The organism is Iamia sp. (assembly GCF_035575815.1).
GTDB lineage: Bacteria > Actinomycetota > Acidimicrobiia > Acidimicrobiales > Iamiaceae > Iamia.
Genome location: NZ_DATLXO010000130.1, coordinates 13,550 through 34,121, shown reverse-complemented (window position 1 = coordinate 34,121; position 20,572 = coordinate 13,550). Strand labels below are relative to the sequence as shown.

The window sequence follows — 20,572 nt, the reverse complement described above, 5'->3', positions numbered from 1 at the left end:
ATGGAGGTCGGATCTCGCTAGAGCTGGTGGAAGGGGTTGGCGCCGCTCTGGAGGCCGAGGACGATCACCAGCACGATGCCGATGACCACGCCGATCACCAGCGGACCGATGACCCACTTGGGATCCTCGGTCGGGTGGTCGCCGCCGTGGTCGTCAACGTGCACGTCATGGCCGTGGTCATCGTGGACCAGGTGGTCATCGGGCTCGTGACCGGGCTCCGGCACCGCCGGGGAGGTGTGGGTTGCGCCGTGGCGAGCCTCGTCGAGGTCGACGTTGCTCGCACCCACGTCGTCGATCGGCTCCTCGGCCTGGTCGGGGCGGGGGTGGGTTCTCTCGTCGGCCATCGACGCGAACGGTAGCGGCGGCCCATCTCCGCCGCACACCGGCGCGCCCCGAAGGCTCCATCGCCAGCCAACCGGCCGACCCGGCTGACCGGCGTCGCGTCACGCCGCAGGCGGGGCCGGGGGGAGGACCGTGCCGGTGGGCATCTCGATGCCGGCGGCGGCAAGCGCGGCCTGCAGCTCCCGGCGCAGGGCCCGCATCACCTTCCACTGCGAGCCCGGCAGCGTCTTGACGACGAGCCGGAGGGTGATGCCCATGGGGGAGAGGTCCTCCACCCCCCAGACCTCGGCCTCCTCGAGCACGTCGAGGGCCAGCTCGGGGCGCCCGGCGACCTCGTCGGCCACGTCCTTCAGGATCACCAGGGCCCGCTCGACGTCGGTGCCCTGGGCCACGACGATGTCGAGCAGGGCGCGCGCCCACTGCTGGGACTTGTTGCCGACCCGGAGGATCTCGCCGTTGGGCACGTGCCAGACCGTGCCGTTCACGTCGCGGAGCCGGGTGGTGCGCAGGTTGACGGCCTCGACGGTGCCGACGGCGTCGCCCAGATCGACGATGTCGCCCACGCCGTACTGGTCCTCGATGAGGATGAACGTGCCCGACAGGAAGTCACGGACGAGGCTCTGAGCCCCGAAGCCCAGGGCCACGCCGACCACGCCGGCGCCGGCGATGAGCGGGCCGAGGTTCAGGCCGATGACCTCGAGTGAGTAGGCGACGGCGAAGGCGTAGACGACCCCGGAGGAGATGCTCTTGAGCACCCCGCTGATCGTCTCGGCCCGCGCCGCCGAGCGCACGCTCGGGACCTGGGCGCTCACGAGGAGGTTGGGCGCCCGCTCTCGCGCCCGCTTGAGGTGCCCCGAGCCCACCGACCCGACGATGTGGTCGGAGAAGCGGCGGATGAGACGCCGCACGACCTTGGCGACGATCCACGCCACGAGCCAGATGACCAGGATGCGCAGCGGCTTGTCGAACGCCCAGCTGGCGACGTTGGCCCACGTCTCGCTGCCGGTCCACTCCTCGACGTTGCGGTAGGCGATGCCGTCGGAGGCATCGGTGGTGGAGGTGGTCGACCCCTCGGCTTGAGCGACGATGATCGGGGACGCGGGCATGACGGCCCACGACCCTAGGGGAGCGTGACGGCCGACCCCACGACGCCCGGGGCCCGGTGCGGCGTGGCCTCGGTCACGGGCCCGGGGTCCTCAGCGCGCCGCGGTGCGACGGTCGACGGCGCGGGCCAGGGCCTCCACCAGGCGGACCGCAGGGTGGTACCGGACGATGACGTCGACCACCCGTCCGACGGGATCGGGCGGCGTGGGGCGCAGCAGGATCGTCCGGGCCTCGGTCGCCCGCCGGAACGACACCGCGTCTCCGCCGACGTCGGGGTGGCGCACCCGCACGGCGTGGCGGAAGGCCTTCTCCACGAGCGTCGCCGGCGCGCTGACCGGAACCCCCAGCTCGCGCGCCGCAGCAGTCCGATCCACGACCCCGACGCTACTGCCGGCGGACGGCTCTGAACTGCCCACGTGCCCAGGATCGTTGCTCAGTCAATGGGATCGAGGCGATAAGTTGGGCGTCATGGCGATGATGCAGCCCGGGCTCCGGGCCCGCAAGAAGCAGGCGACGGCGACGGCCCTGCAGCAGTCGGCCATCGAGCTCTTCTTGGCTCGCGGGTACGACGAGACGACCGTCCAGGACATCACCGATGTCGCCGGCGTCTCGCAGCGGACGTTCTTCCGCTACTACGCCACCAAGGACGCCGTGCTCCTAACCGAGCACACCCGCCGGGAGGATGACCTGCGGGCCTTCCTGGCCACCCGCCCCGACGAGCCGATCGGGGCGACGGCCCGGGCCTTGATCGCCCACCTCGCGGAGGACATCAGCGAGCGTCAGGAGCTGGTGAAGGTCCAGACCCAGGTCTTCTTCAGCGTGCCGAGCCTGGCTGATCGCTTCGCCGGCCACCACGACCGCCTGGCGATGATCGTGGCCGAGCACCTCGCCGGACGACTCGGCGTGGCCCACGACGCCGATGCCCGGCCCCGCCTCGTGGCCAACCAGGTGATCCGCAGCTGGACCACGGCGATCCTGCTGTGGCTCACCGCCGGGATGACCGGCGACCTGCCGGCGATGGCCGAGGAGACGCTGACCATCGCTCGCCGCGATCCGGCCCTGGTCGACGCGGACTGAGCCTCGAGGTCGCGCCGGGCGAGATCGCCGCCCGTGGCGTATCCGCTCAGCCCTCGGCGGCGGTGGTGGCCGGGGCGTCACCCTCGCCCTCGGCCGGGACCGTCGTCTCACCCTCTGCCGGGGCGTCGCCCTCGCCCGGCGCGTCCCCCTCGGGCGGGACCGTCGTCTCACCCTCCGCGGGGGCCTCACCCTCGGGCGGCGGAGCCGGGGCCTCGCCCTCGGGCGGGGCATCGCTCACCTCGAGGAGGTCGATGACGAACACCAGGGCCTCGTCGGGAGCAATGCCCTGGTTGCCCTCGGGGCCGTAGGCCAGGTCGGAGGGAATGACCAGCATGCGGCGGCCGCCGACCTTCATGCCTGGGATGCCCTCGGTCCAGCCCTCGATGAGTTGACCCTCGGTGAGGGTGAAGTCCGCGGGCATCTCGCGATCCCACGAGGAGTCGAACTGCATGCCGGTCGAGCACGCGACGCCGACGTAGTGGACCGAGATGGCCTTGCCGAGCTCGGCCTCGGCCCCGTCGCCGGGGGTGATGTCCATCTGCTGGAGCTCGGTGGGCGTCTCGCCGACGGGCATCTCGACGTCGGGCTTGCCCTCGGCCTCGGGGATGTCGGTGGCCTCCTGGCACTCCTTGCCCTCGGCGCTCTCGATCGTGGTCGGGGCCGATTGCGTCGGCAGGTCGGAGTCCTCGGTGACGTCCGCGACGACGTTGCCGTCGTCGTCACCACCGCAGGCCGCGGTGAGCAGGAGCAGGGCGGCGGTCGCCGCCATGGCGGCGAGGCGGCGGCGCGTGGCGGGGCGGGGGCGTGGGGCGGGGCGGGGGGTCGGGAGTGCAGACATCGGGGCGGAACCCTACCGGCCGCGGTGCGGCGCCAAGGACGCGGCCGTGGGCACGCGGGTCGCAGCTCCCCCGTCCGAGGCCGGGCCGAGAGCGCAACCCCGGTTCCCGCCGAGGCGGCGACCGCGACGCGCGACGCAACGTGCAATCAGTGCCCCGAGGCCAAGCCGGCGGCGCTCTTCCACCCGATGATCGATGCCGGAACCGCCAGGGCCAGGGTCCCGAGGCGCCCGCGGCGATCGAGCTCGCGGCCGTACACGAGGGCGATGGCGGCATCGAGGGTGTCGGCCGCGGCGCCCACCTGCACCCAGCGCGCCGCGGCCGGCCCGTCGCCGTCGGAGAGGGCCATGAGCGTGCCGGCGCCCAACACCGCGTCGCGGATGCCGAAGGCCCGCAGCCACCAGACGTAGGGCACCGGGGGGTCCTGGCGGTTGCCGCTGCGCCGGGTGAGCAGGCGCGGGGCGACGAGCATGAGCAGTCCGAAGCCGACGCGGCCGACGGCCACGCCGCGGGCAGTGGTGCGGTCGTCCATGGCCGCATCCTGGCACGCCGTGTGACATTCGACCCAGGTTCCCAACCTGTTCATCTCATCGGGCCCAACACCGGCATGGCCGCCGTCGATGGTGTCCAGATCGAGCCGCAGATCACCTACGTGCTCGACACGTTGGCCTGCTCGATGACGACGCACCGCGAACCCGACGGCTGGTCTGCGCTGACCCTCTGGGCTTGGGTGACCGACTCCCGGAGGCGTTGCAGGTCCGCCATGGCGGTGTCGATCTGGTCGAGGCGCTGGGCCAGCAGGGCCTGGGTGCGGTCGCAACACGGCTCCCCGCGGGCCGCGATCTCCATGATCTCCGCGATGGCGTCGAGCGACAGGCCAAGGCTTCGTCCGCGCCGTATGAACTTGAAGGCCTCGACGTGCTCATCGGTGAAGAGCCGGTACCCGGAGACGGTGCGGTCGACCTCCGGCACCAAGCCCCTCGACTCGTACAGCCTGGCGGCGCGGGCGGTGACCCCCGCAGCTCGCGCCGCCTCTCCGATCGTGTAGCTGCTCATCAGCATGCTCCGCCTTGACCTTGACGTTGGGTCAACGTTCTACCGTCCGGGGACCCCAACGACTACCGAGGAGATACCAATGGCGTTCCAAAAGGGTGAGGTCTACCGCTGCACGATCGAGTCGTGCGGCTGCGAGGTCACGGTCACCAAGGGTGCCCCGTCAGATTGTCCGGGCACCGCCAACCCGACGTGTTGCTGCGGCGAGACGATGGAGACGGTGGCCACCTGACAATGGAGGTTCGCTCCGGACTCAGTGGCTGCTACGAGAAGCGGATGTCGAGGGTGCGCAGGTAGGTGTGGAGGCCGGCGTCCTGCACCGGCAGGAGGCGGGCCGGAGCGCCGCTCTCGTTGTGATGGGAGTGCCACCAGCCCGGCGGGGTGACGAACGCACCGCCGGGCTCCCAGTCGACCCGCCGGGCGTCGAGGATCTCGCCGTCGTCGGACAGGCGGGGTCCGACCCGCGTGTAGCAGCCGGGTTCGCAGTCGAGGATGAGGTCGAGGGCGACGGACTGGTGGCGGTGCGGCTTCTGCACGGCGTCGACCGGTAGCAGCCCGACCATGGCCCACAGCACGTGGGTGGCGGTGAGGGTCTGGTCCTGCTCCGCGTTGTTGAGCAGGACGCTCACCCGGTTGCGGCGCTCGGCGGCGGGGTCGGCGGCGACCCGGGCCAGCTCCTCGGTGCAGCGCGCTGCGGTGAACAGCGTCGGGCGCAGCCGGGGCTCCGTGGGGGCGACGCCGAGGTAGCGCAGCAGTGGCTCGTCGGTGACCCAGTAGAGGGTGGCATCGGCCGACGCCCGGTGGGTCGAGCGGCAGAGGCCGGGCAGGGCGATCACGTCGCCGGTGGCCCACGCGACCGATGTGGTGTCGTGGGTGTCGCCGCCGACGCTCGTGCAGTCGACGGTGGTGGTGCCCTCGCCGGCCAACACCACGTAGATCTCCGAGGTGGCGACGGGGGCGGTGGCCAGCTCGTCGCCGGCCCGTACGGTGACGAACGAGGCCAGCAGTGCCGGGCTGGTGGCCGGGCCGCCGTCGATGGCGAGCGGCGCACTCAGGTCCAGCGCGACGATGCCCGTGGGGACGTTGTGGTGGAGCGACGCGGGGAACTGCTCCACGGGGACGAGCGAGGTGGAGCGCCCGACGGGGTTGGCGGCCCGCGTGTACTCGTGGAACCGGGCGTCGCCCGTCCAGTCCTCGAGGGCCAGACCGACCGGGAGGCCGACGGAGGTCGGCGGATCGGTGAGCGTCATGTCCTCCATGATGCCGAGCCCGGCGCCGACCTGCTCCTCCCCCGCCGCCCGTGACCCGGATGTCAGGCGCCGAGGGCCCGTCCCAACAGGGTGCGGTGGCGGAGGATCCACGCCGCGCTCCTCGCCCGCCAGGCGATGGCCCACATGACGGGGAAGCCGGTGGCATCGACGGCGTCGGTCGACCCTGGTGTCACCGCGCCGCTGACCGCCTCGTGGGCGGCGTCGTGGATCGCGACCTCGGCGAGCTGGCTGACGAAGCGCTCACGGCGGACCCGGTCGAGCCCGTAGGCGTCGACCAGGCCCCGCAGCTGTCGCGCGCGAGTCGCCGCCGGTGCCAACCCGGCGAGCTCGGCCACGTCGTCGTCGTGGAGCTGCACGTTCAGCCACGCCGCCAGAGCAAGGTCCCAGGTGGCGTCGACGGGCCCGGCGGTGTCCCAGTCGATGAAGGCGACCGGCAGGCCGTCGCGGGCGAGGATGTTCCAAGGCCCCAGGTCGCCATGGCCAATCACGGGCCGATCGCCCGGGAGGTCCCGCGTGGGCGACGGTTGCCATCGAGGGGTCGGAGGCGGGACGAACGTGGCCGTGGCGACGTGGAGCCGGCACACCAGGTCGCCGATCGACGCCAGCGCCTCGTCGCTCCAGGGCCGCGGCTGGGGGCTCTCGCCCTCGATGTAGGCGAGCGTCTCCCGGCCCTCGGGATCGAAGCCGGTCCCGACGACCCTCGGCGACGCGGGGAAGCCGGCGTCCTCGAGGTGGCGCAGCAGGGCGATCACCGTCGGGCTCTGGGGACCGGGCGAGCGGAAGACCACGCCCCCGGCCTCGGTCACCTCGGTCCGGGACCCACCGGCGAGCGGGCGTTCGAACGGGCCCGGGCTGTCGGTCACGACACGACCATGGTGTCGACCACCACGGCCGGGTCGACCGACCCGATCACCGCTCAGCGAGCGCCGTCTCGAAGGCCCTCCACTCATCGTCGGTGAGACCGTCGATGGCCATGTCCTCATCGCTGGGTAGCGGCCGAGCCCGTCCGAGCGCCTCCTGCGGAGACAGCACGGTCAAGCCCTCCGGGTTCTCCGGACGCGAGACGGTGGACATGTCCACGAGTGTACGGGGCGTTTCATGCGGTGACCGTGGAGAGGACTTGACCGAGGCTCGATCGACGCTTCCTCATGTGCGTGAAGGGGGACCGTCGGGTGTCAGGGCACGACGACGGCGCGGCCGGTGAGGGTGCCGGCGTCGAGGGCGGCGTAGGCGTCGGCCACCCGGGCGAGGGGGAACTCGTCGATGTCGACGTACACCCGGCCCTCGGCGGCGAGGGCGATCACCCCACGGGCATCGGCGATCGACGAACCCTGCACGGCGGTGATCGTCGCCTCGCGGGGCAGGCCGCCGAACCACGGCCGGGGGTAGCTGCCCCCACCCGCGCCGACGAGGACGAACACGCCGCCCCGCCGCAGGGCGCGGAGACCGGCCTTGATCGTGGCGTCAGTGCCGACGATGTCGATCACTGCGTCGACGCCGTCAGCTCCGCGGCCGGCACAGGTGCGCAGCTGGCGGTGCAGACCGTCGGCGGCGCCGTCCAGGACGTGGTGGGCGCCGAACTCGAGAGCCAGCTCGCGTCGGCGGGGGTCGACGTCGACGGCCACGACCTCGGCGCCGGTGACGGCCCGGAGGATCTGCACCGCGAACGACCCGAGCCCGCCCACCCCGATCACCACCGCCGCAGATCCGAGGCCGAGCTCGACCGCCGCCCGGCGGACGGCGTGGAACGACGTGGCGCCGGCATCGGTGAGCGGCCCGGCCCGGCGCGGGTCGAAGGATCCCAGCGGCAGGAGGTTGCGGGGTCCATCGACGAGGACGTAGCGGGCCAGGCCACCGTCGCGGCCGTAACCCCGACCGGTGTCGCCGTGGGCGCAGGCGCTGTCGCGCCCGGCCCGGCAGTGGGCGCACGCACCGCACGACGACGGCGAGGTGAGAGCCACCGCGTCGCCGACAGCGACGCCCCCGACCCCGGTTCCGATTGCGGCGACGTGACCCGCGGTCTCGTGGCCGAGCGTGAACGGCACCCGCCAGCCCAGGGCCTCGCCGATCTCGCCGGGCATCTGCACCATCGTCAGGTCGGAGTGGCACAAGCCGCACCCGGCCACCTCGACGAGCACCTGGCCGGGTCCGACGTCGGGCACCGGGACCTCGACGAGCTCGGGCGGCCGCTGCCAGGCCACGACCCGGTACGCCGTCATCATCTCAGCCACGTGCATCGCCCCTGGCGGTCGCCGACGGTGCACCGCGGCCGCTGGCGGTCGCCGACGGCGCACCGCGGAGGGCCCGGGGCGCGCTCAGTTGGCGCCCGGTCACGTTCCGGGGCGCGGAGTGGTCGTGGGGCGACCACGTCGCGCCCCGGTTCGGTGGCAGTGCGAGCCGGGCGCGCTGACCACGCCTGTGTCGACCGCAGTGCCCCCGGCCACCGATGACCGCCGATCAGCTGAGGAACCCGAAGAACGAGGCGCGGCCCGGGGCGTAGCTGGCTTCCGGGTCGGCGCGGACCGCGGCGTCGAGGGCGACGGCGTCGTCGCCGACGAGGATCCGCCAGCGACCGTCGGCCACCCCGTCGAGGATCACGGTTGCGGCGCGGGCGGCGGTCATGGGCGCGGTGTCGCGGAACATGTCGCCGAAGCCCTCGACGAGGTCGCGCACCTCGTCGCCGCTCAGGGCCTCGACGTCGAGGCCGGCGCGACCCAGGAGCTCCTTGCTGCGCTCGAGCTGGTCGGGCTCCTCGCTCCCGTCGCCGCGGTGGATGCGGCGGCTGTTGTTCATGATGTCGGTGCCGATGTGGCCGGGCATCACCACGTGGACCGCCACGTGCGGGGCGTTGACCCGCAGGTCCTCGATGAGCGCCTCGGAGAAGCCCTTCACCGCGAACTTGGCCGTGCTGTAGGCGGTGTGCGGGATGCCGGGGCCGAGGGCGGCCCAGAACCCGTTGACGCTGCTGGTGTTGACCAGGGCCCCCTCTTCGGCCGCCACCAGCAGCGGGAGGAAGGCCCGGCTGGTGTTGTAGACGCCGCCCCAGCACACCGCGAAGGTGCGCTCCCACTCGGCCCGGTCGCCGGTCACGAAGCTGCCGCCGCCGCCGATGCCGGCGTTGTTGAACACCAGCTCGAGGTGGTCGGTGGCGTGCTCGGCGAGCACCTCGTCGCGGAAGCGCTCCATGGCCGCGGCGTCGGACACGTCGCCCCGATGGGTGCTGACGCGGACGCCGGCGGGCGCGCCGTCCAGCGCCCGTCGCTCGGTGTCGGCCAGCGTGTCGACGTGGACGTCGCACGTCGCGACCGAACAGCCTCGGGCGGCGAGCTGGACCACCAGCTCACGACCCATGCCGGTCCCGCCGCCGGTCACCACCGCGAGCTTCCCGTCGAACGATTCCATGCCTGGCTCCCTCGGTCGGCGGCGAACGTAGCACCGGTCCGACCGGGCCGAGCCCGCCTCAGGCTGACACTCGGACGAGGCGGGGGAGGCGCACGCGGGCCATGATCAGACCAACGAGGGCGACGAGCCCGGCCACGACGAACGCGGCCCGGTCGGTTCCGGCGAGATCGACGAAGAGGCCCAACACCGGTGCCCCGAGCCCCTGGGACAGGTCGAAGAACAGCGAGAAGGTGCCCACCGCGTGGCTTCGCTCGGCGGCCGGTGCGGTGTTGATGGCCAGGCCGAAGAGGGCGGGGAACAGCAGCGACATGCCGACCGAGAAGATCAGGGTGCCGGCGAAGATGGCGCCGGGGGCGTCGACCGCCGCGATCACGGCCATGCCGGCGGCGACCGAGAGCAGTGAGACCGTGGTGGTGCGCCCGGCGCCGAAGCGGTCGGGGATGCGGGCGCCGAAGATGCGGACGACCAGCACGGAGATGCCGTAGAGCAAGAAGTACGGGCCGGCGTCGTCGATGCCGAGGTCGTCGAGGTGCAGCGCCAGGAACGAGCTGAAGGCGGCGAAGCCGATGAGCCCGAGCAGCAGGATCGTGCCCGGCATCACCGCCGCGGGGTGCAGGATCCTGCGGCGGGGCCGATCACCGTCACCGTCACTCTCCGGTCCCTCGACGACGTCGCTCGGACGGCTCTCGGCCGGCGCCCGACCCAGGTGGGCCGGGATCAGCAGGGCGACCAGCGATCCGAAGGTGGCGAGGATCGTCGCCACCAGCCACACCCGTCCGGCCCCGCCGCTGCGGTAGAGCGTCTCGCCCAGGAACGGCCCGATGGCCAGGCCGCCGTAGATCGAGATGGAGAAGAACGAGGCGGCCTCACCCCGGCGGTCATCGGGGCTGAGGTCCTGCGCCGCGGTCGCCACGCCCACGAAGAACGCGGCCTCGCCCAGGCCGGTGACGAGCCGGAAGGCGACGAGCACCGGCAGCGAGGCCACCAGCCCGTAGCCGGCGATAGATGCGGCCGCGACGGCGCCGCCGACCACGGCGAGCGGCCGCCGGCCCAGCCGGTCACCGAGGCGCCCCACGGCCGGGCGGATCAACGCGGCCGACACCGCGAAGGCGCCGACGGCCACGCCGACCGCCACGCCGCCGCCGCCGAGGGTGTCCTCGACGTAGCGGGGCAGCACCGGCAGGAGCATCCCGAGAGCGGTGAAGTAGCCCAGCGCGGCCACCACGATGAGCCCGAAGGTGGGGGTGACCAGCCTCTCGGGGGCCCGCCCGTCGGCGGGTGAGGCGTCGAGGGTCACGGGGCTAGCCAACCACGCGACGCCCCGCACCCTTCCCGACGCCGGGTCGGGCGAGGCTGTCGCACCCCCTGCGTAAGGTGGCCTCCGATGCCCCCGATCAACCTGGTCACGGTGCGCTACGGCCCCGACGCCGCCCACGCCCTGCGCGACGCTGTCTCCGCCGCCAAGGCCGACGAGCCCCTCGCGCCGGTCACCGTGGTCGTGCCGTCCAACCACGTGGGTGTCACCGCGCGCCGGTTGCTGGGCTCGGGGCGGCTCGGGCCCGTCTGCGGCCGCGGCGTCGGCCTGGCCGGCGTGACGTTCCTGACCACCTACCGCTTGGCCGAGCTGCTGGGCTCCGCCGCCCTCGCCGGCCAGGGCCGCCGGCCGGTCTCCACCCCCGTGCTGGCCGCGGCGGTCCGCGGGGTGCTGGGGGCCGAACCGGGGCTCTTCGCCGAGGTCGCCGACCACCCTGCCACCGAGACCGCCCTGGTCGCCACCTACCGCGAGCTGCGCGACGTGCCCCCCGCCGCCCTCGGCGCAGTGGCCGCGACCGGGACCCGCGCCGCGGACGTCGTGCGCATCCACCGAGCGACGCGCGCCGTCCTCGCCCCCGATTGGTACGACGAGGAGGACCTCACCGCCGCCGCCGCCGCCCGGCTCCGCTCCGAGCCCCGGACCGGGGCCGAGCTGGGCGCGGTGGTGGTCCACCTCCCGCAGGTGGTCTCCCTGCACGCCGCGGAGCTGCTGCGCGCCGTCGGCGAGATCGTGCCGGTCACCGTCGTCGCCGGCCTCGCCGCCACCGGGGCGGCCGACGACGAGGTCCTCACCTCGCTGGCCCGGCTCGGGATCGACACCCCGGCACCGTCGCCCGCTCCGCCACCGGTGGCCGCCGACCGCACCCGCATCCTCAGCACGTCCGACGCTGATGACGAGGTGCGCGCCGCCGTGCGCGCCGTGGTCGACGCCGCCCGGGCCGGCACCCCCCTCGACCGCATCGCCATCCTGCACGCCGCGCCCGATCCCTACGCCCGGCTGCTGCACGAGCACCTGGCGGCCGCCGGCATCGGCCGCAACGGGGCGTCGCCGGTGGCCGTCTCGGCCCGGGTGGCGGGCCGGGCGCTCACCGGTCTGCTTGACCTGCCCGAGCAGGGCTGGTCGCGCCACGCGGTGCTGGCCTGGCTCAACGGTGCCCCCGTGCTCCACGACGGTCGGCGGCCGCCCCTGGCGGCGTGGGAGACCCTCTCGCGCGACGCGGGTGTCGTCCGGGGACGGGAGCACTGGGACCAGCGCTTGGCCGCCCTGGCCGATGGCCTCGACGCCGAGGCGGTGGCCGTCGTCGCCGACGACGGGCCGCAGTGGCGGGTCGAGCGCTCGCGGCGGGCCGCGACCCGGGCACGCGACCTCCGCACGTTCGTGCTCGAGCTGGTCGGCGACCTCGACCGGGCCGCGTCGCGACCCCGCACCTGGGCCGAGCACAGCCGCTGGCTCCGGCGGGTTCTCCACCGCGCGGTCGGCTCCGCCGCCCACCGCACCCGCTGGCCCGACGACGGGGCCGAGCGCCGGGCGGCCGAGCGGGTCGAGCTGGCCATCGACCGGCTGGGGGCGCTGGGCGCGGTCGAGGCCGGCACGGTTCCGCTCGACGTCGTGGCCCGCACGTTGGCCGTCGAGCTGGAGTCCGACCTCGGCCGGGTCGGCCGCTTCGGCGACGGCGTGCTGGTCAGCACCCTGGCCATGGGCGCGGGCCTCGACCTCGACCTGGTGGTGGTGGTCGGCCTGGCCGAGGGTCTGGTGCCCTCGGCCCCCCGCGACGACTCCCTCCTGCCCGACCGTGAGCGCCGGGCCGCCGGCGGCCTGCTCCCGCTACGGCGCGACCTCGTCGGCCGCCAGCACCGCGAGCTGGTCGCGGCCCTGGCCTCGGGCCGCAGCCAGGTGCTCTCGTACCCCCGGGGCGACCTGCGCCGCAGCAACGAGCGGGTGCCGTCGCGCTGGCTGCTCGACGTCGCCTCCACCCTCGCCGGCGAGCGCTGGTGGGCGCCGGAGCTGGCCGCCGCTCGGGCCCCGTGGCTCACCCACGTGCAGTCGTTCGACCACGGCCTCCGCCACCTGTCGGTGCCGGCGACCCCGCAGGAACACCGGTTGCGGACCTTGCTGGCAACGGGCACCGGCTCCCGGTCGTTCGCGCCCGTCCGCGCCCTGGGCGACCCGGTGCTCATCGCCGGAGCCGAGCTGGTCGAGGGCCGGTCGTCACCGCGCCTCACCCGGTTCGACGGCAACCTCGCGGGCCTGGCGCTGTCGTCGCCGGCCGACCCCGAGACGGCCCGCACCGCGTCGGCCACCGGGCTGGAGCGATGGGCCCGCTGCCCGTTCGACTACTTCCTGAGCAGCGTCCTGGGCGTCCGCGAGCTGGAGAACCCCGAGGACGCCCTGACGATCTCACCGCTCGACCGGGGCAGCCTCATCCACGACGTGCTGGAGCGCTTCGTGCTCGAGGTCCTGGCCCGACCCGAACCGCAGCGCCCGGGCCCGCACGACCGCTGGACGGCGGCCGATCGGGCCCGGCTGCGCGACCTCGGCCTCACCGCTTGCGCCGGCTACGAGGCCCAGGGCCGCACCGGGCGCACCCTGTTCTGGAACCGGGACCGGGCCCGCATCCTCGCCGACCTCGATGCCACCCTGACCTTCGACGAGGAGGTGCGCGACGTCGAGGGGAGCCGGCACCTGGCCGCCGAGCTCGCCTTCGGCGCCGACCGCGACGCCGTCGACCCCGTGGCCCTACCCCTACCCGATGGCCGCCACGTGCAGTTCAAGGGCAAGGCCGACCGCGTCGACCGCACCGGCGCCGGCGGGCTGCTGGTCGCCGACTACAAGACCGGCAGCGATCGCGACTTCGTCAGCCTGTCCGAGGAGAACCCCGACCAGGGCGGCACCCGCCTCCAACTTGCCGTCTACGGCGCCGCGGCGCGCGCCGCGGTGGGGGAGCCCGACGCCCGCGTCCGGGCCGAGTACTGGTTCACCTCCCGCAAGGCGGGCTTCACCCGCCGCGGCTACGAGCTGACCGCCGCCGTCACCGAGCGCATCTCCGAGACCCTCGGGCTCATCGTCGAGGGCATCGAACGCGGCACCTTCCCGGCCCACCCCACCGAGCAGACCGGTGCGCCGTTCAACCCGTGCTGGAGCTGCGATCCGGACTTCCTGGGCGTGGCCGACCTCCGGCGGACCTGGGCGGAGATGGCCGACGACCCCGCCCTGGCCGGCTACCTCACCCTCATCGACCCCGAGCGAAGGATCAACCCCGACGTGACGGCCGGGCCGGAGCGGCGGGTCACGGACGAGGGGCAGTCTGGGGTCGACACCGGGGCCGACGCCGAGGTGGTCGCCGGTGGCTGACGCCCCCCTAGCCCCCGAGCAGCCACCGCCGCCACCGGCCCCACCCGCCGAGCCACCGCCGCCCCCGGACCAGGCCGCCCGCGATTCGATCGGGACGGTCCTCGACCAGACCCTCTTCGTCGAGGCCGGCGCCGGCTCGGGCAAGACCACGGCCCTGGTCGATCGGGTGCGGGCCCTCGTCACCGAGCCGGCCGACCCGACGCTCGGTCCCGACCCGGTCCCCCTGGCGTCGGTCGCCGCCATCACCTTCACGGAGAAGGCAGGGGCCGAGCTGCGCGAGCGGCTGCGCCGCACCCTCGAGCAGACCGTGGCGGCCGAGGGCGACACGGATCGGGCCGCGGCCTGCCGCGCCGCGCTGGACGACCTCGACGGGGCCGCCATCGGCACCCTGCACTCCTTTGCCCAGCGCATCCTCTCCGAGCACCCGGTCGAGGCCGGCCTGCCCCCGCGGGTCGAGGTGCTCGACGAGGTGACCTCGGGCGTCGAGTTCGAGCGCCGCTGGGCTCGCTTCAGCGACGAGCTGTTCGAGGACCCCGCCTACGAGCGCACCCTCCTCCTCCTGTTCGCGTCGGGCACCCGCGACACCACGCCCCACGCCCTGGCCCGCACGTTCAACAGCAACTGGGACCTCGTCGAGGAGCGCGTCGACCCCGACCACCCTGCGCCTCCGAGCGTGCACGACCTGGCCGCCGCCGCCTTCGACGCGGTCGACGAGGCGTGCCGGCACCGCAGCGCCTGCGGCGACCCCACCGACCGCCTGTGCCTATGGCTCGACGACGTATCCGAGTGGGCCGCTGCCGTCCGCGACATCGACGACGAGGTCGCCCTCCTCGAGGCCATCACCGGTGAGCGTCGCAAGGTCGGGGGCGGCACGCTCGGATTCCGTCCCGGCGGCGCCGGGGTGATGAAGGCGTGGGGCTCGAAGGACGCCAAGGCCGCCGCCGCGGAGGCGCTGCGCGAGGCGGGCGACGCCCTCGACGCGGTGGCCGGCGCGGTCGCCACTGCGTGCGCCCACCACCTGGCCTCGGCCATCCGGCGGTACACGCTCACCTCCGCCCAGGAGCGCCGCCGCGCCGGCGCTCTCGAGTTCCACGACCTGCTCGTGCTGGCCCGCGCCGTGCTGCGCCACCCCACCCACGGCGCCCGCGTCCGGTCCTCCCTCCACGACCGCTACCAGCGCCTGCTGCTCGACGAGTTCCAGGACACCGACCCGATCCAGATCGAGCTGGCCGTGCGCATCGCGGCGGCCGACCCCACCTCCGAGGCGGCCCGCTCCGACCCCTGGGACCAGGTCGAGGTCGCGCCGGGCCGGCTCTTCGTGGTGGGCGACCCGAAGCAATCGATCTACCGGTTCCGGCGGGCCGACATCGCTGTGTTCATGGCCGCCTCCCGCCGCTTCTCGGCCGACGGTCCACCGGTCACCCTCAGCACCAACTTCCGCACCGTCGACGGCGTGATCGACTGGGTCAACACCACCTTCGCCTGCCTGCTGGCCGAAGCGCCGGTCAACGACCTGCTGGTCGACTCCCAGCCGGCCTACGCCCCGCTCACCGCCGTGCGCCGCGACCCCCCGTCGGGGCCCCCGGTCGCGGTGCTCGGTCGGGACGTCCACGAGCCCGGCACCCGGGCCGCCACGGTGCGCGAGGCCGAGGCCGCAGACGTGGTGGCCACGATCCAACGAGCCGTCGCCGAGCCCTGGCCGGTGGCCGACGGGGCCGACGGCTGGCGCGACGCCACCCTGGGCGACGTCACCATCCTGGTGCCGGCGCGCACCTCGTTGCCGTACCTGGAGGACGCCCTCACCGAGGCCGGCATCGCCTACCGGGCCGAGGCCAGCTCGCTCGTCTACGCCACTCGGGCGGTGCGCGACCTGCTGATGGTGGTGCGGGCGGTGGCCGACCCCACCGACGAGCTGCGGGTGGTCTCGGCCCTGCGCTCGCCCCTGTTCGGGTGCGGCGACGACGACCTGTACCGGTTCCGGGTCGAGAGCGGCGGCCGTTGGAGCTACCTGGCCCCCCAGCCCGAGACCGTCCCCGCCGACGACCCAGTCGCGGCGGGGTTGGCGGCCCTGGCCGAGTGGCACCACCAGCGGGTGTGGATCAGCCCCCCGGCCCTGATCGAGACCATCGCCCGCGACCGCCGGGCCCTCGAGCTGGCGTTCGCCGAAGGCCGGCCCCGCGACGTCTGGCGCCGCATCCGGTTCGTCATCGACCAGGCCCGGGCCTGGTCCGACGCCACCGGCGGCGACCTGCGCGACTACCTCGACTGGGTCGGCCACCAGACCGTCGAGGGGGCACGGGTCGCCGAGGCCGTCCTCCCCGAGACTGACGACGACGCGGTGCGGATCATGACCATCCACGCGGCCAAGGGCCTCGAGTTCCCGATCACCATCGTATCCGGCCTCTCGAGCCGGCCCGGCCACGGTCCCCGCGTCGGCGACGCCCGGTTCCCGCCCGAGGGTGGGGTGGCCTACTACCTGGGCAAGAACGCCGAGACCCCGGAGTTCGCGGCGTCGCGACCGGTTGACGAGCAGATGGCCTTCGACGAGCGGGTCCGCCTGCTCTACGTGGCCACCACCCGGGCCCGCGACCACCTCGTGGTTTCGCTGCACCGGGTGGCCCGCCGGAGCGCGCAGGCGTCGCCCGCCACCCGCACCAACGCCGAGCTGCTGGTCGACGGCATGGGTGAGGCGGTGCTCGACGCCCTCCCCGACGCCGCCGACCATGACCTGGCGCCGGGACCTGCGGCCCGCGCCACGCCGGTGGCGCCGCCCGAGCCCTACGAGGTCTGGGCCGCGGCGCACGTCGCCGCCCTCACCGCGGCCCGGCGACCCACCACCGTCGCCGCCACCGCCCTCACCGACGAGGGCCGCCCCGACGTCGAGGCACCCGACGACGCCGGCGCCGGCCCGGACGACCCCGAAGCGGGCCCGGCCCCCGAGCCCACCCCCGGTGACCAGCTCGCCCTCGACCTCGGCGGACCCCGACGCTCGCGCGACCTCGACATGGCGCCCGACGGCGAGGACGCTGGGCTGCGCAAGCGACCCGGCGACCTCGACCGACCGCCGTGGCTCAAGGGCCGCTACGGCACCGCAGTGGGACGGGCGGTCCACGGCGTGCTCCAGACCGTCGACCTCGACGCCGCGGCCGACGACCCCGCCCTCGACCATGCGGTCGCGGCCCAGTGCCAGGCCGAGGCCGTCCCTGACCGGGCCGACACCGTGCGCGACCTCGTGGGCCAGGCCCTGGCCTCGCCGTCGGTGGTCGCGGCCGCGGCCGCACCGCACTGGCGGGAGATCTATGCCGGCACCCCGGTCGGCGGGCCCGACGGCCGCCTCCTCGAGGGCTACGTCGACCTCCTCTACCGCTCGCCCGACGGCCTGGTGGTCGTCGACTACAAGACCGCGGCCACCGCCGAGCCGGCCGAGCTCGACCGCCGGGTCGCCGGCTACCGGCGCCAGGGCGCGGCCTACGCCCTCACCGTCGGCCGGGCGACGGGCGAGGCGGTGGTGCGGGTCACGTTCTGCTTCCTCACCCCCGACGGCGTCGTCGAGCGCCACCTCGATGACCTGCCCACCGCGACCGCTGAGGTGGAGGCCGCCGTCGTCGCCGGCCACACCGTCGAGGTCGGCTGAGCCCAGCCGGAAGAACCTTGAGGTCGAGCCGCATCCCGATCGAAGCGATCTCCCGGCGGAGCCGCGATGGCCCCTTCCGGCGCTCCGGTCAGGGAGAGCCACCCTGTGCTCTACAACTCGTATACTTGAACGTATGACGACGCCGGTTCCCACCCGCTTCAGCGATGACGAGCTCCAGTTGATCGACGAGCTCGTCGCCGAAGGCATCGGCGAGAGTCGCTCCGCAGTGATCCGGCGCGCCGTGGGCCACCTCGCCGACGCGGTCGGCCGGGCACGGGTCGGCGCGGCCATCGCGGACTCGTATCGGCAGCGCCCGCAGACCACCGAGGACGACGAGCTGGCCATGGCGAGTGCCATCGCGCTCACCGAAGCCGAGCCGTGGTAGCGCAAAGCGAGCTGTGGTTGATGGAGACCCCGAACCAGAAGCGTCGTCCCGTCCTCGTCGTCTCCCGCGACGAGGTCATCCCTGTGGTCAACAACGTCGTGGTCGCGCCGGTGACGAGCACGATCCGCGACATCGGAACCTGCATCACCGTCGGGGCAGATGAGGGAATCGACCATGACAGCGTCGCCACCTTCGACAACCTCGCCGCCGTGCCCAAGGCCGTGTTGACGCGACGGCTCGGCGAGCTCGGCCTCGGTGGTCGCCGGCGCATTTGCCACGCGCTTGAGGCACTCGCCAACTGCTGACTCACCGCCATCCAGCCGGCGGGTAGTGGGCAGGTGGTCAGCTGACGTTCAGGTACGAGCGGAGCGCCTCTCGGATGACGTCGGACGCGGGTGTTGTCGGTCGCCGCACGCGTGTCGAGCGCCCGTCGCACCAGGTAGGCCTTCCGTAAGGTGGCGGTGTGGCGTGGCCGACGCTGATCACCGAGCGCCTCGTGCTCCGCCCGCTGACGTTCGGGGACCTCGACGATCTCGCCGCGCTTCACGCGCAGGAGTCCTTCTGGTGGTACCCGTTCGGTCGCGGCTGGTCGAGGCGCGAGACCCAGTCGTTCTTGGAGCGCACGATCGAGCGGTATCGGGCGCCAGGCATCGCCGTGTCGGCGGTCGTCGTCGCCGAGACGGGGGAGCTCGCGGGCTGGGCGGGCTTGTCGATCCCAACGTTCCTTCCCGAGGTCCTCCCGGCCGTCGAGGTCGGTTGGCGACTCGGTGAGCAGTATCGAGGTCGCGGGTTCGCAACGGAGGCTGGGGCGGCGTGGCTGCGCCATGGGTTCGAGGACCTTGGTCTCGAATCGATCGTGAGCATCTGCGAGCCGGAGAACGTCGCCTCGGGCGCCGTGATGCGGCGCCTCGGGTTCATGCTCGAACGGGAGACCACGCACCCCACCCGTCGCGTCGGCCTCCACGTCATGTCGCTGACGCGGGCCCGATGGCGCACAAGTTGACCGGTCGACGCTGCGCTCAGCCGGCGGGGCCGAGCAACCCGCCGCAGTTGCTGCCCCATCGACGATCTAGCCATACTTATGGTCATGTCGCCCTCCAACCACCTATCACTCGCCGACGTGAAGAGCCGGCTCTCCGAGGTGATCGAGGCTCTGGAACGCGAGCACGGACGTGTCGTGGTGACCAAGCACGGCCGCCCTGCGGCCGTCATGCTCAGCATCGAGGACCTGGAATCGCTCGAAGAGACCCTCGAGATCATGAGCAACCCTCCGCTGTTGAAGGCCATCCGTGAGGGCGAGCACGACGTGGAAGCCGGGCGCACCGACCAGTTGTCGCGAGAGGAAGCTCGGGCCCGAGTCGCGCGGCAGTGACACCTGTTCCGTACGAGATCACGTGGGCGTCTTGCGCGCTCCGGTCCCTCGATCGGCTGCCGGAGAAGATCGCCACGGCGTGTGTCGAGTTCGTCTACGGGAGCCTGGCCGAGAGCCCGCACCGAGTCGGCCGAGCGCTCCGCTTCGACCTCGAGGGGAACAACAGCGCGAGGCGTGGTGATTTCCGAGTGATCTACGTGATCGACGATGACCGTCACGACGTGACGGTCCTGGCGATCGACCACCGAAGCGATGTCTACCGGCCCCGATGAAGGCCGTCCATCAAGCGACTCCGGGTCGAGAGGGTCGCACCGGAGGCAACGCCGTCCCGTCGCGACGGGCTCGTGCGTGAGCACATCGCACGTCTCGGTCTGGGAGCAGACCGGCCACTGAGTGGCGGATGTCATCTCGATGGTGTTTCACCGTCCTTCTCGCCAGTGGGAGGTCCCGCGTAGCTCAACCGCGGAGCCAGCGTGGGGGGTGCGGAACGTCCGGCCCCGGCCGACAGCCCTAGCCACGTCTCGGTCTGGGAGAAGGCGGCGTAGCCGGCGGTATCGGGCAGGCTGTCGTGAGGAGGCTTGGACCCGCGATGCCGTCGAGACCGCCCTGGGAAACGAGCGAACGCGAGACGTTCCGCGTCACCTTCGACGAGGACGTGGAGGCCTACGACCGAACACGCCCGGTCGCCCCGAGGTACGTCTTCGACGATCTCGTCGAGCTCGCGGGCTTGCATCCAGGCTCGTCGGTCGTCGAGGTCGGCCCGGGAACTGGCCAGGCCACGCGCCCGTTGGCGGAGCGGCGCCTACAGATCGTGGCCCTGGAGCTCGGCCCCCATCTCGCGGCGCGAGCGCGGCGGAACCTTGCCGCCTTCACGGAGGTCGAGGTGGTGACGACCTCCTACGAGGCGTGGGATCCTGACTCCGCACGGTTCGACGCGGTCTTCGCCTCCAACTCGTTCCATTGGGTCGACCCTGCCATCCGGTTCCACAAGTCGGCCACCGTGCTCAGACCCTGCGGGCACCTGATCGTGCTGGCGACACCATGGGTCATCCCCGACGACGCGGACCGCTTCTGGTGGGATGTCCAGGACGACTACGTCGCGGTGGGCGGCGGGTGGGTCGACCCGGCGACCAAGCACCCCGACCGCACCGGGGACCTCGGATCGGAGGTGCGCGCCTCGGGACTGTTCGAGGCGCCAACGATCCGGCGATACCTCTTCGAGATCACCTTCACCGCCGACGATTACGCCCTCAACCTCTCGACCCAGTCGGGCATCAAGGAGCTCCCACCCGCCGCTCAGGCCGAACTGATCAGCAGGATCAGACGACGCATTCTGGAAGGAGGAGGCACCGTGGCGGCCCACCTGCTTGCCGCGCTGACGGTGGCGAGACTCCGTTCCTAGACGTCCAGCCCTGTGCGATCATCCGCTG

General features: G+C 73.3%; 21 protein-coding genes and 1 pseudogene. 10 read left to right on the top strand and 12 right to left on the bottom strand.

Features of this window, described 5'->3' with window-relative positions; translation table 11 throughout:
• Positions 1 to 17: 17 nt before the first annotated feature.
• The 3 genes from VNL12_RS13950 to VNL12_RS13940 all read right to left on the bottom strand — a co-directional run bounded on the left by VNL12_RS13950 (position 18) and on the right by VNL12_RS13940 (position 1,820).
• Positions 18 to 344 (bottom strand): hypothetical protein, encoded by a 327-nt coding sequence (locus VNL12_RS13950; RefSeq protein ID WP_325595549.1) that lies wholly within the window; start codon positions 342 to 344, stop codon positions 18 to 20.
• Between the two features lie 99 nt (positions 345 to 443).
• Entirely contained in the window at positions 444 to 1,448 is a 1,005-nt protein-coding gene (locus VNL12_RS13945) for a mechanosensitive ion channel family protein (RefSeq protein WP_325595548.1), read from the bottom strand.
• Between the two features lie 90 nt (positions 1,449 to 1,538).
• The gene (locus VNL12_RS13940) at positions 1,539 to 1,820 is read right to left on the bottom strand and encodes a hypothetical protein (protein ID WP_325595547.1); all 282 of its coding nucleotides are present in this window, start codon (positions 1,818 to 1,820) and stop codon (positions 1,539 to 1,541) included.
• A 94-nt stretch (positions 1,821 to 1,914) separates the two neighbouring features.
• On the opposite strand from VNL12_RS13940, the gene VNL12_RS13935 reads away from it, so the two are divergent.
• A complete protein-coding gene (locus VNL12_RS13935) occupies positions 1,915 to 2,523 on the top strand; it encodes a TetR family transcriptional regulator (protein ID WP_325595546.1) in 609 nt (202 codons plus the stop codon).
• Between the two features lie 235 nt (positions 2,524 to 2,758).
• Here VNL12_RS13935 and VNL12_RS20965 read toward each other — a convergent pair.
• From VNL12_RS20965 to VNL12_RS13920, 3 genes and pseudogenes are all read right to left on the bottom strand, one after another.
• Positions 2,759 to 3,097, bottom strand: a pseudogene (locus VNL12_RS20965) (FKBP-type peptidyl-prolyl cis-trans isomerase); the annotation flags it as partial.
• A gap of 410 nt (positions 3,098 to 3,507) precedes the next feature.
• The gene (locus VNL12_RS13925) at positions 3,508 to 3,891 is read right to left on the bottom strand and encodes a hypothetical protein (RefSeq protein ID WP_325595544.1); all 384 of its coding nucleotides are present in this window, start codon (positions 3,889 to 3,891) and stop codon (positions 3,508 to 3,510) included.
• Positions 3,892 to 4,007: 116 nt separating this feature from the next.
• The gene (locus tag VNL12_RS13920; RefSeq protein WP_325595543.1) at positions 4,008 to 4,415 is read right to left on the bottom strand and encodes a MerR family transcriptional regulator; all 408 of its coding nucleotides are present in this window, start codon (positions 4,413 to 4,415) and stop codon (positions 4,008 to 4,010) included.
• Between the two features lie 79 nt (positions 4,416 to 4,494).
• Between VNL12_RS13920 and VNL12_RS13915 the strand changes: the two genes are divergently transcribed.
• Positions 4,495 to 4,644, top strand: a complete 150-nt coding sequence (locus tag VNL12_RS13915; protein ID WP_325595542.1) for a hypothetical protein — start codon at positions 4,495 to 4,497, stop codon at positions 4,642 to 4,644.
• Positions 4,645 to 4,675: 31 nt separating this feature from the next.
• On the opposite strand, the gene VNL12_RS13910 is transcribed toward VNL12_RS13915, so the two are convergent.
• From VNL12_RS13910 to VNL12_RS13885, 6 genes are all read right to left on the bottom strand, one after another.
• Entirely contained in the window at positions 4,676 to 5,662 is a 987-nt protein-coding gene (locus VNL12_RS13910) for a hypothetical protein (protein ID WP_325595541.1), read from the bottom strand.
• Between the two features lie 62 nt (positions 5,663 to 5,724).
• Positions 5,725 to 6,546, bottom strand: a complete 822-nt coding sequence (locus VNL12_RS13905; protein WP_325595540.1) for an aminoglycoside phosphotransferase family protein — start codon at positions 6,544 to 6,546, stop codon at positions 5,725 to 5,727.
• 46 nt (positions 6,547 to 6,592) lie between these two features.
• Positions 6,593 to 6,757 (bottom strand): hypothetical protein, encoded by a 165-nt coding sequence (locus tag VNL12_RS13900; protein WP_325595539.1) that lies wholly within the window; start codon positions 6,755 to 6,757, stop codon positions 6,593 to 6,595.
• 101 nt (positions 6,758 to 6,858) lie between these two features.
• Positions 6,859 to 7,905: an alcohol dehydrogenase catalytic domain-containing protein gene (locus VNL12_RS13895; protein ID WP_325595558.1), complete on the bottom strand. Its 1,047-nt coding sequence runs from the start codon at positions 7,903 to 7,905 to the stop codon at positions 6,859 to 6,861.
• Positions 7,906 to 8,140: 235 nt separating this feature from the next.
• A complete protein-coding gene (locus tag VNL12_RS13890) occupies positions 8,141 to 9,085 on the bottom strand; it encodes an SDR family NAD(P)-dependent oxidoreductase (RefSeq protein ID WP_325595538.1) in 945 nt (314 codons plus the stop codon).
• Between the two features lie 58 nt (positions 9,086 to 9,143).
• Positions 9,144 to 10,382, bottom strand: a complete 1,239-nt coding sequence (locus tag VNL12_RS13885) for an MFS transporter (protein ID WP_325595537.1) — start codon at positions 10,380 to 10,382, stop codon at positions 9,144 to 9,146.
• Between the two features lie 87 nt (positions 10,383 to 10,469).
• Here VNL12_RS13885 and VNL12_RS13880 point away from each other — a divergent pair, with 87 nt between their 5' ends.
• The 8 genes from VNL12_RS13880 to VNL12_RS13845 all read left to right on the top strand — a co-directional run bounded on the left by VNL12_RS13880 (position 10,470) and on the right by VNL12_RS13845 (position 20,544).
• A complete protein-coding gene (locus VNL12_RS13880) occupies positions 10,470 to 13,751 on the top strand; it encodes a PD-(D/E)XK nuclease family protein (RefSeq protein WP_325595536.1) in 3,282 nt (1,093 codons plus the stop codon).
• Positions 13,744 to 17,385: a UvrD-helicase domain-containing protein gene (locus tag VNL12_RS13875; RefSeq protein WP_325595535.1), complete on the top strand. Its 3,642-nt coding sequence runs from the start codon at positions 13,744 to 13,746 to the stop codon at positions 17,383 to 17,385. The genes VNL12_RS13880 and VNL12_RS13875 overlap by 8 nt, the downstream gene beginning before the upstream one ends.
• A gap of 133 nt (positions 17,386 to 17,518) precedes the next feature.
• Positions 17,519 to 17,770 carry a ribbon-helix-helix domain-containing protein gene (locus VNL12_RS13870; protein ID WP_325595534.1) on the top strand — a complete coding sequence of 84 codons (252 nt, stop codon included), beginning with the start codon at positions 17,519 to 17,521 and terminating at the stop codon, positions 17,768 to 17,770.
• Between the two features lie 20 nt (positions 17,771 to 17,790).
• A complete protein-coding gene (locus tag VNL12_RS13865) occupies positions 17,791 to 18,075 on the top strand; it encodes a type II toxin-antitoxin system PemK/MazF family toxin (protein WP_325595533.1) in 285 nt (94 codons plus the stop codon).
• Between the two features lie 158 nt (positions 18,076 to 18,233).
• Positions 18,234 to 18,773, top strand: coding sequence for a GNAT family N-acetyltransferase (locus tag VNL12_RS13860; RefSeq protein WP_325595532.1), 540 nt, complete (start codon positions 18,234 to 18,236; stop codon positions 18,771 to 18,773).
• A gap of 84 nt (positions 18,774 to 18,857) precedes the next feature.
• Positions 18,858 to 19,142, top strand: coding sequence for a type II toxin-antitoxin system Phd/YefM family antitoxin (locus tag VNL12_RS13855; protein ID WP_325595531.1), 285 nt, complete (start codon positions 18,858 to 18,860; stop codon positions 19,140 to 19,142).
• A complete protein-coding gene (locus VNL12_RS13850) occupies positions 19,139 to 19,414 on the top strand; it encodes a type II toxin-antitoxin system RelE/ParE family toxin (protein WP_325595530.1) in 276 nt (91 codons plus the stop codon). The genes VNL12_RS13855 and VNL12_RS13850 overlap by 4 nt, the downstream gene beginning before the upstream one ends.
• 317 nt (positions 19,415 to 19,731) lie before the next feature.
• Complete coding sequence (locus VNL12_RS13845; protein WP_325595529.1) at positions 19,732 to 20,544, top strand: class I SAM-dependent methyltransferase; 813 nt, start codon at positions 19,732 to 19,734, stop codon at positions 20,542 to 20,544.
• Positions 20,545 to 20,572: the final 28 nt, after the last annotated feature.

What these genes read in the sequence shown, in the direction of transcription:
- VNL12_RS13895 (WP_325595558.1), bottom strand. Translation starts at nt 7,905, where the DNA reads ATGATGACGGCGTACCGGGTCGTGGCCTGGCAGCGGCCGCCCGAGCTC.
- VNL12_RS13915 (WP_325595542.1), top strand. Translation starts at nt 4,495, where the DNA reads ATGGCGTTCCAAAAGGGTGAGGTCTACCGCTGCACGATCGAGTCGTGC.
- VNL12_RS13920 (WP_325595543.1), bottom strand. Translation starts at nt 4,415, where the DNA reads ATGAGCAGCTACACGATCGGAGAGGCGGCGCGAGCTGCGGGGGTCACC.
- VNL12_RS13925 (WP_325595544.1), bottom strand. Translation starts at nt 3,891, where the DNA reads ATGGACGACCGCACCACTGCCCGCGGCGTGGCCGTCGGCCGCGTCGGC.
- VNL12_RS13870 (WP_325595534.1), top strand. Translation starts at nt 17,519, where the DNA reads ATGACGACGCCGGTTCCCACCCGCTTCAGCGATGACGAGCTCCAGTTG.
- VNL12_RS13865 (WP_325595533.1), top strand. Translation starts at nt 17,791, where the DNA reads ATGGAGACCCCGAACCAGAAGCGTCGTCCCGTCCTCGTCGTCTCCCGC.
- VNL12_RS13950 (WP_325595549.1), bottom strand. Translation starts at nt 344, where the DNA reads ATGGCCGACGAGAGAACCCACCCCCGCCCCGACCAGGCCGAGGAGCCG.
- VNL12_RS13855 (WP_325595531.1), top strand. Translation starts at nt 18,858, where the DNA reads ATGTCGCCCTCCAACCACCTATCACTCGCCGACGTGAAGAGCCGGCTC.
- VNL12_RS13880 (WP_325595536.1), top strand. Translation starts at nt 10,470, where the DNA reads ATGCCCCCGATCAACCTGGTCACGGTGCGCTACGGCCCCGACGCCGCC.
- VNL12_RS13890 (WP_325595538.1), bottom strand. Translation starts at nt 9,085, where the DNA reads ATGGAATCGTTCGACGGGAAGCTCGCGGTGGTGACCGGCGGCGGGACC.
- VNL12_RS13945 (WP_325595548.1), bottom strand. Translation starts at nt 1,448, where the DNA reads ATGCCCGCGTCCCCGATCATCGTCGCTCAAGCCGAGGGGTCGACCACC.
- VNL12_RS13900 (WP_325595539.1), bottom strand. Translation starts at nt 6,757, where the DNA reads ATGTCCACCGTCTCGCGTCCGGAGAACCCGGAGGGCTTGACCGTGCTG.
- VNL12_RS13935 (WP_325595546.1), top strand. Translation starts at nt 1,915, where the DNA reads ATGGCGATGATGCAGCCCGGGCTCCGGGCCCGCAAGAAGCAGGCGACG.
- VNL12_RS13910 (WP_325595541.1), bottom strand. Translation starts at nt 5,662, where the DNA reads ATGACGCTCACCGATCCGCCGACCTCCGTCGGCCTCCCGGTCGGTCTG.
- VNL12_RS13845 (WP_325595529.1), top strand. Translation starts at nt 19,732, where the DNA reads ATGCCGTCGAGACCGCCCTGGGAAACGAGCGAACGCGAGACGTTCCGC.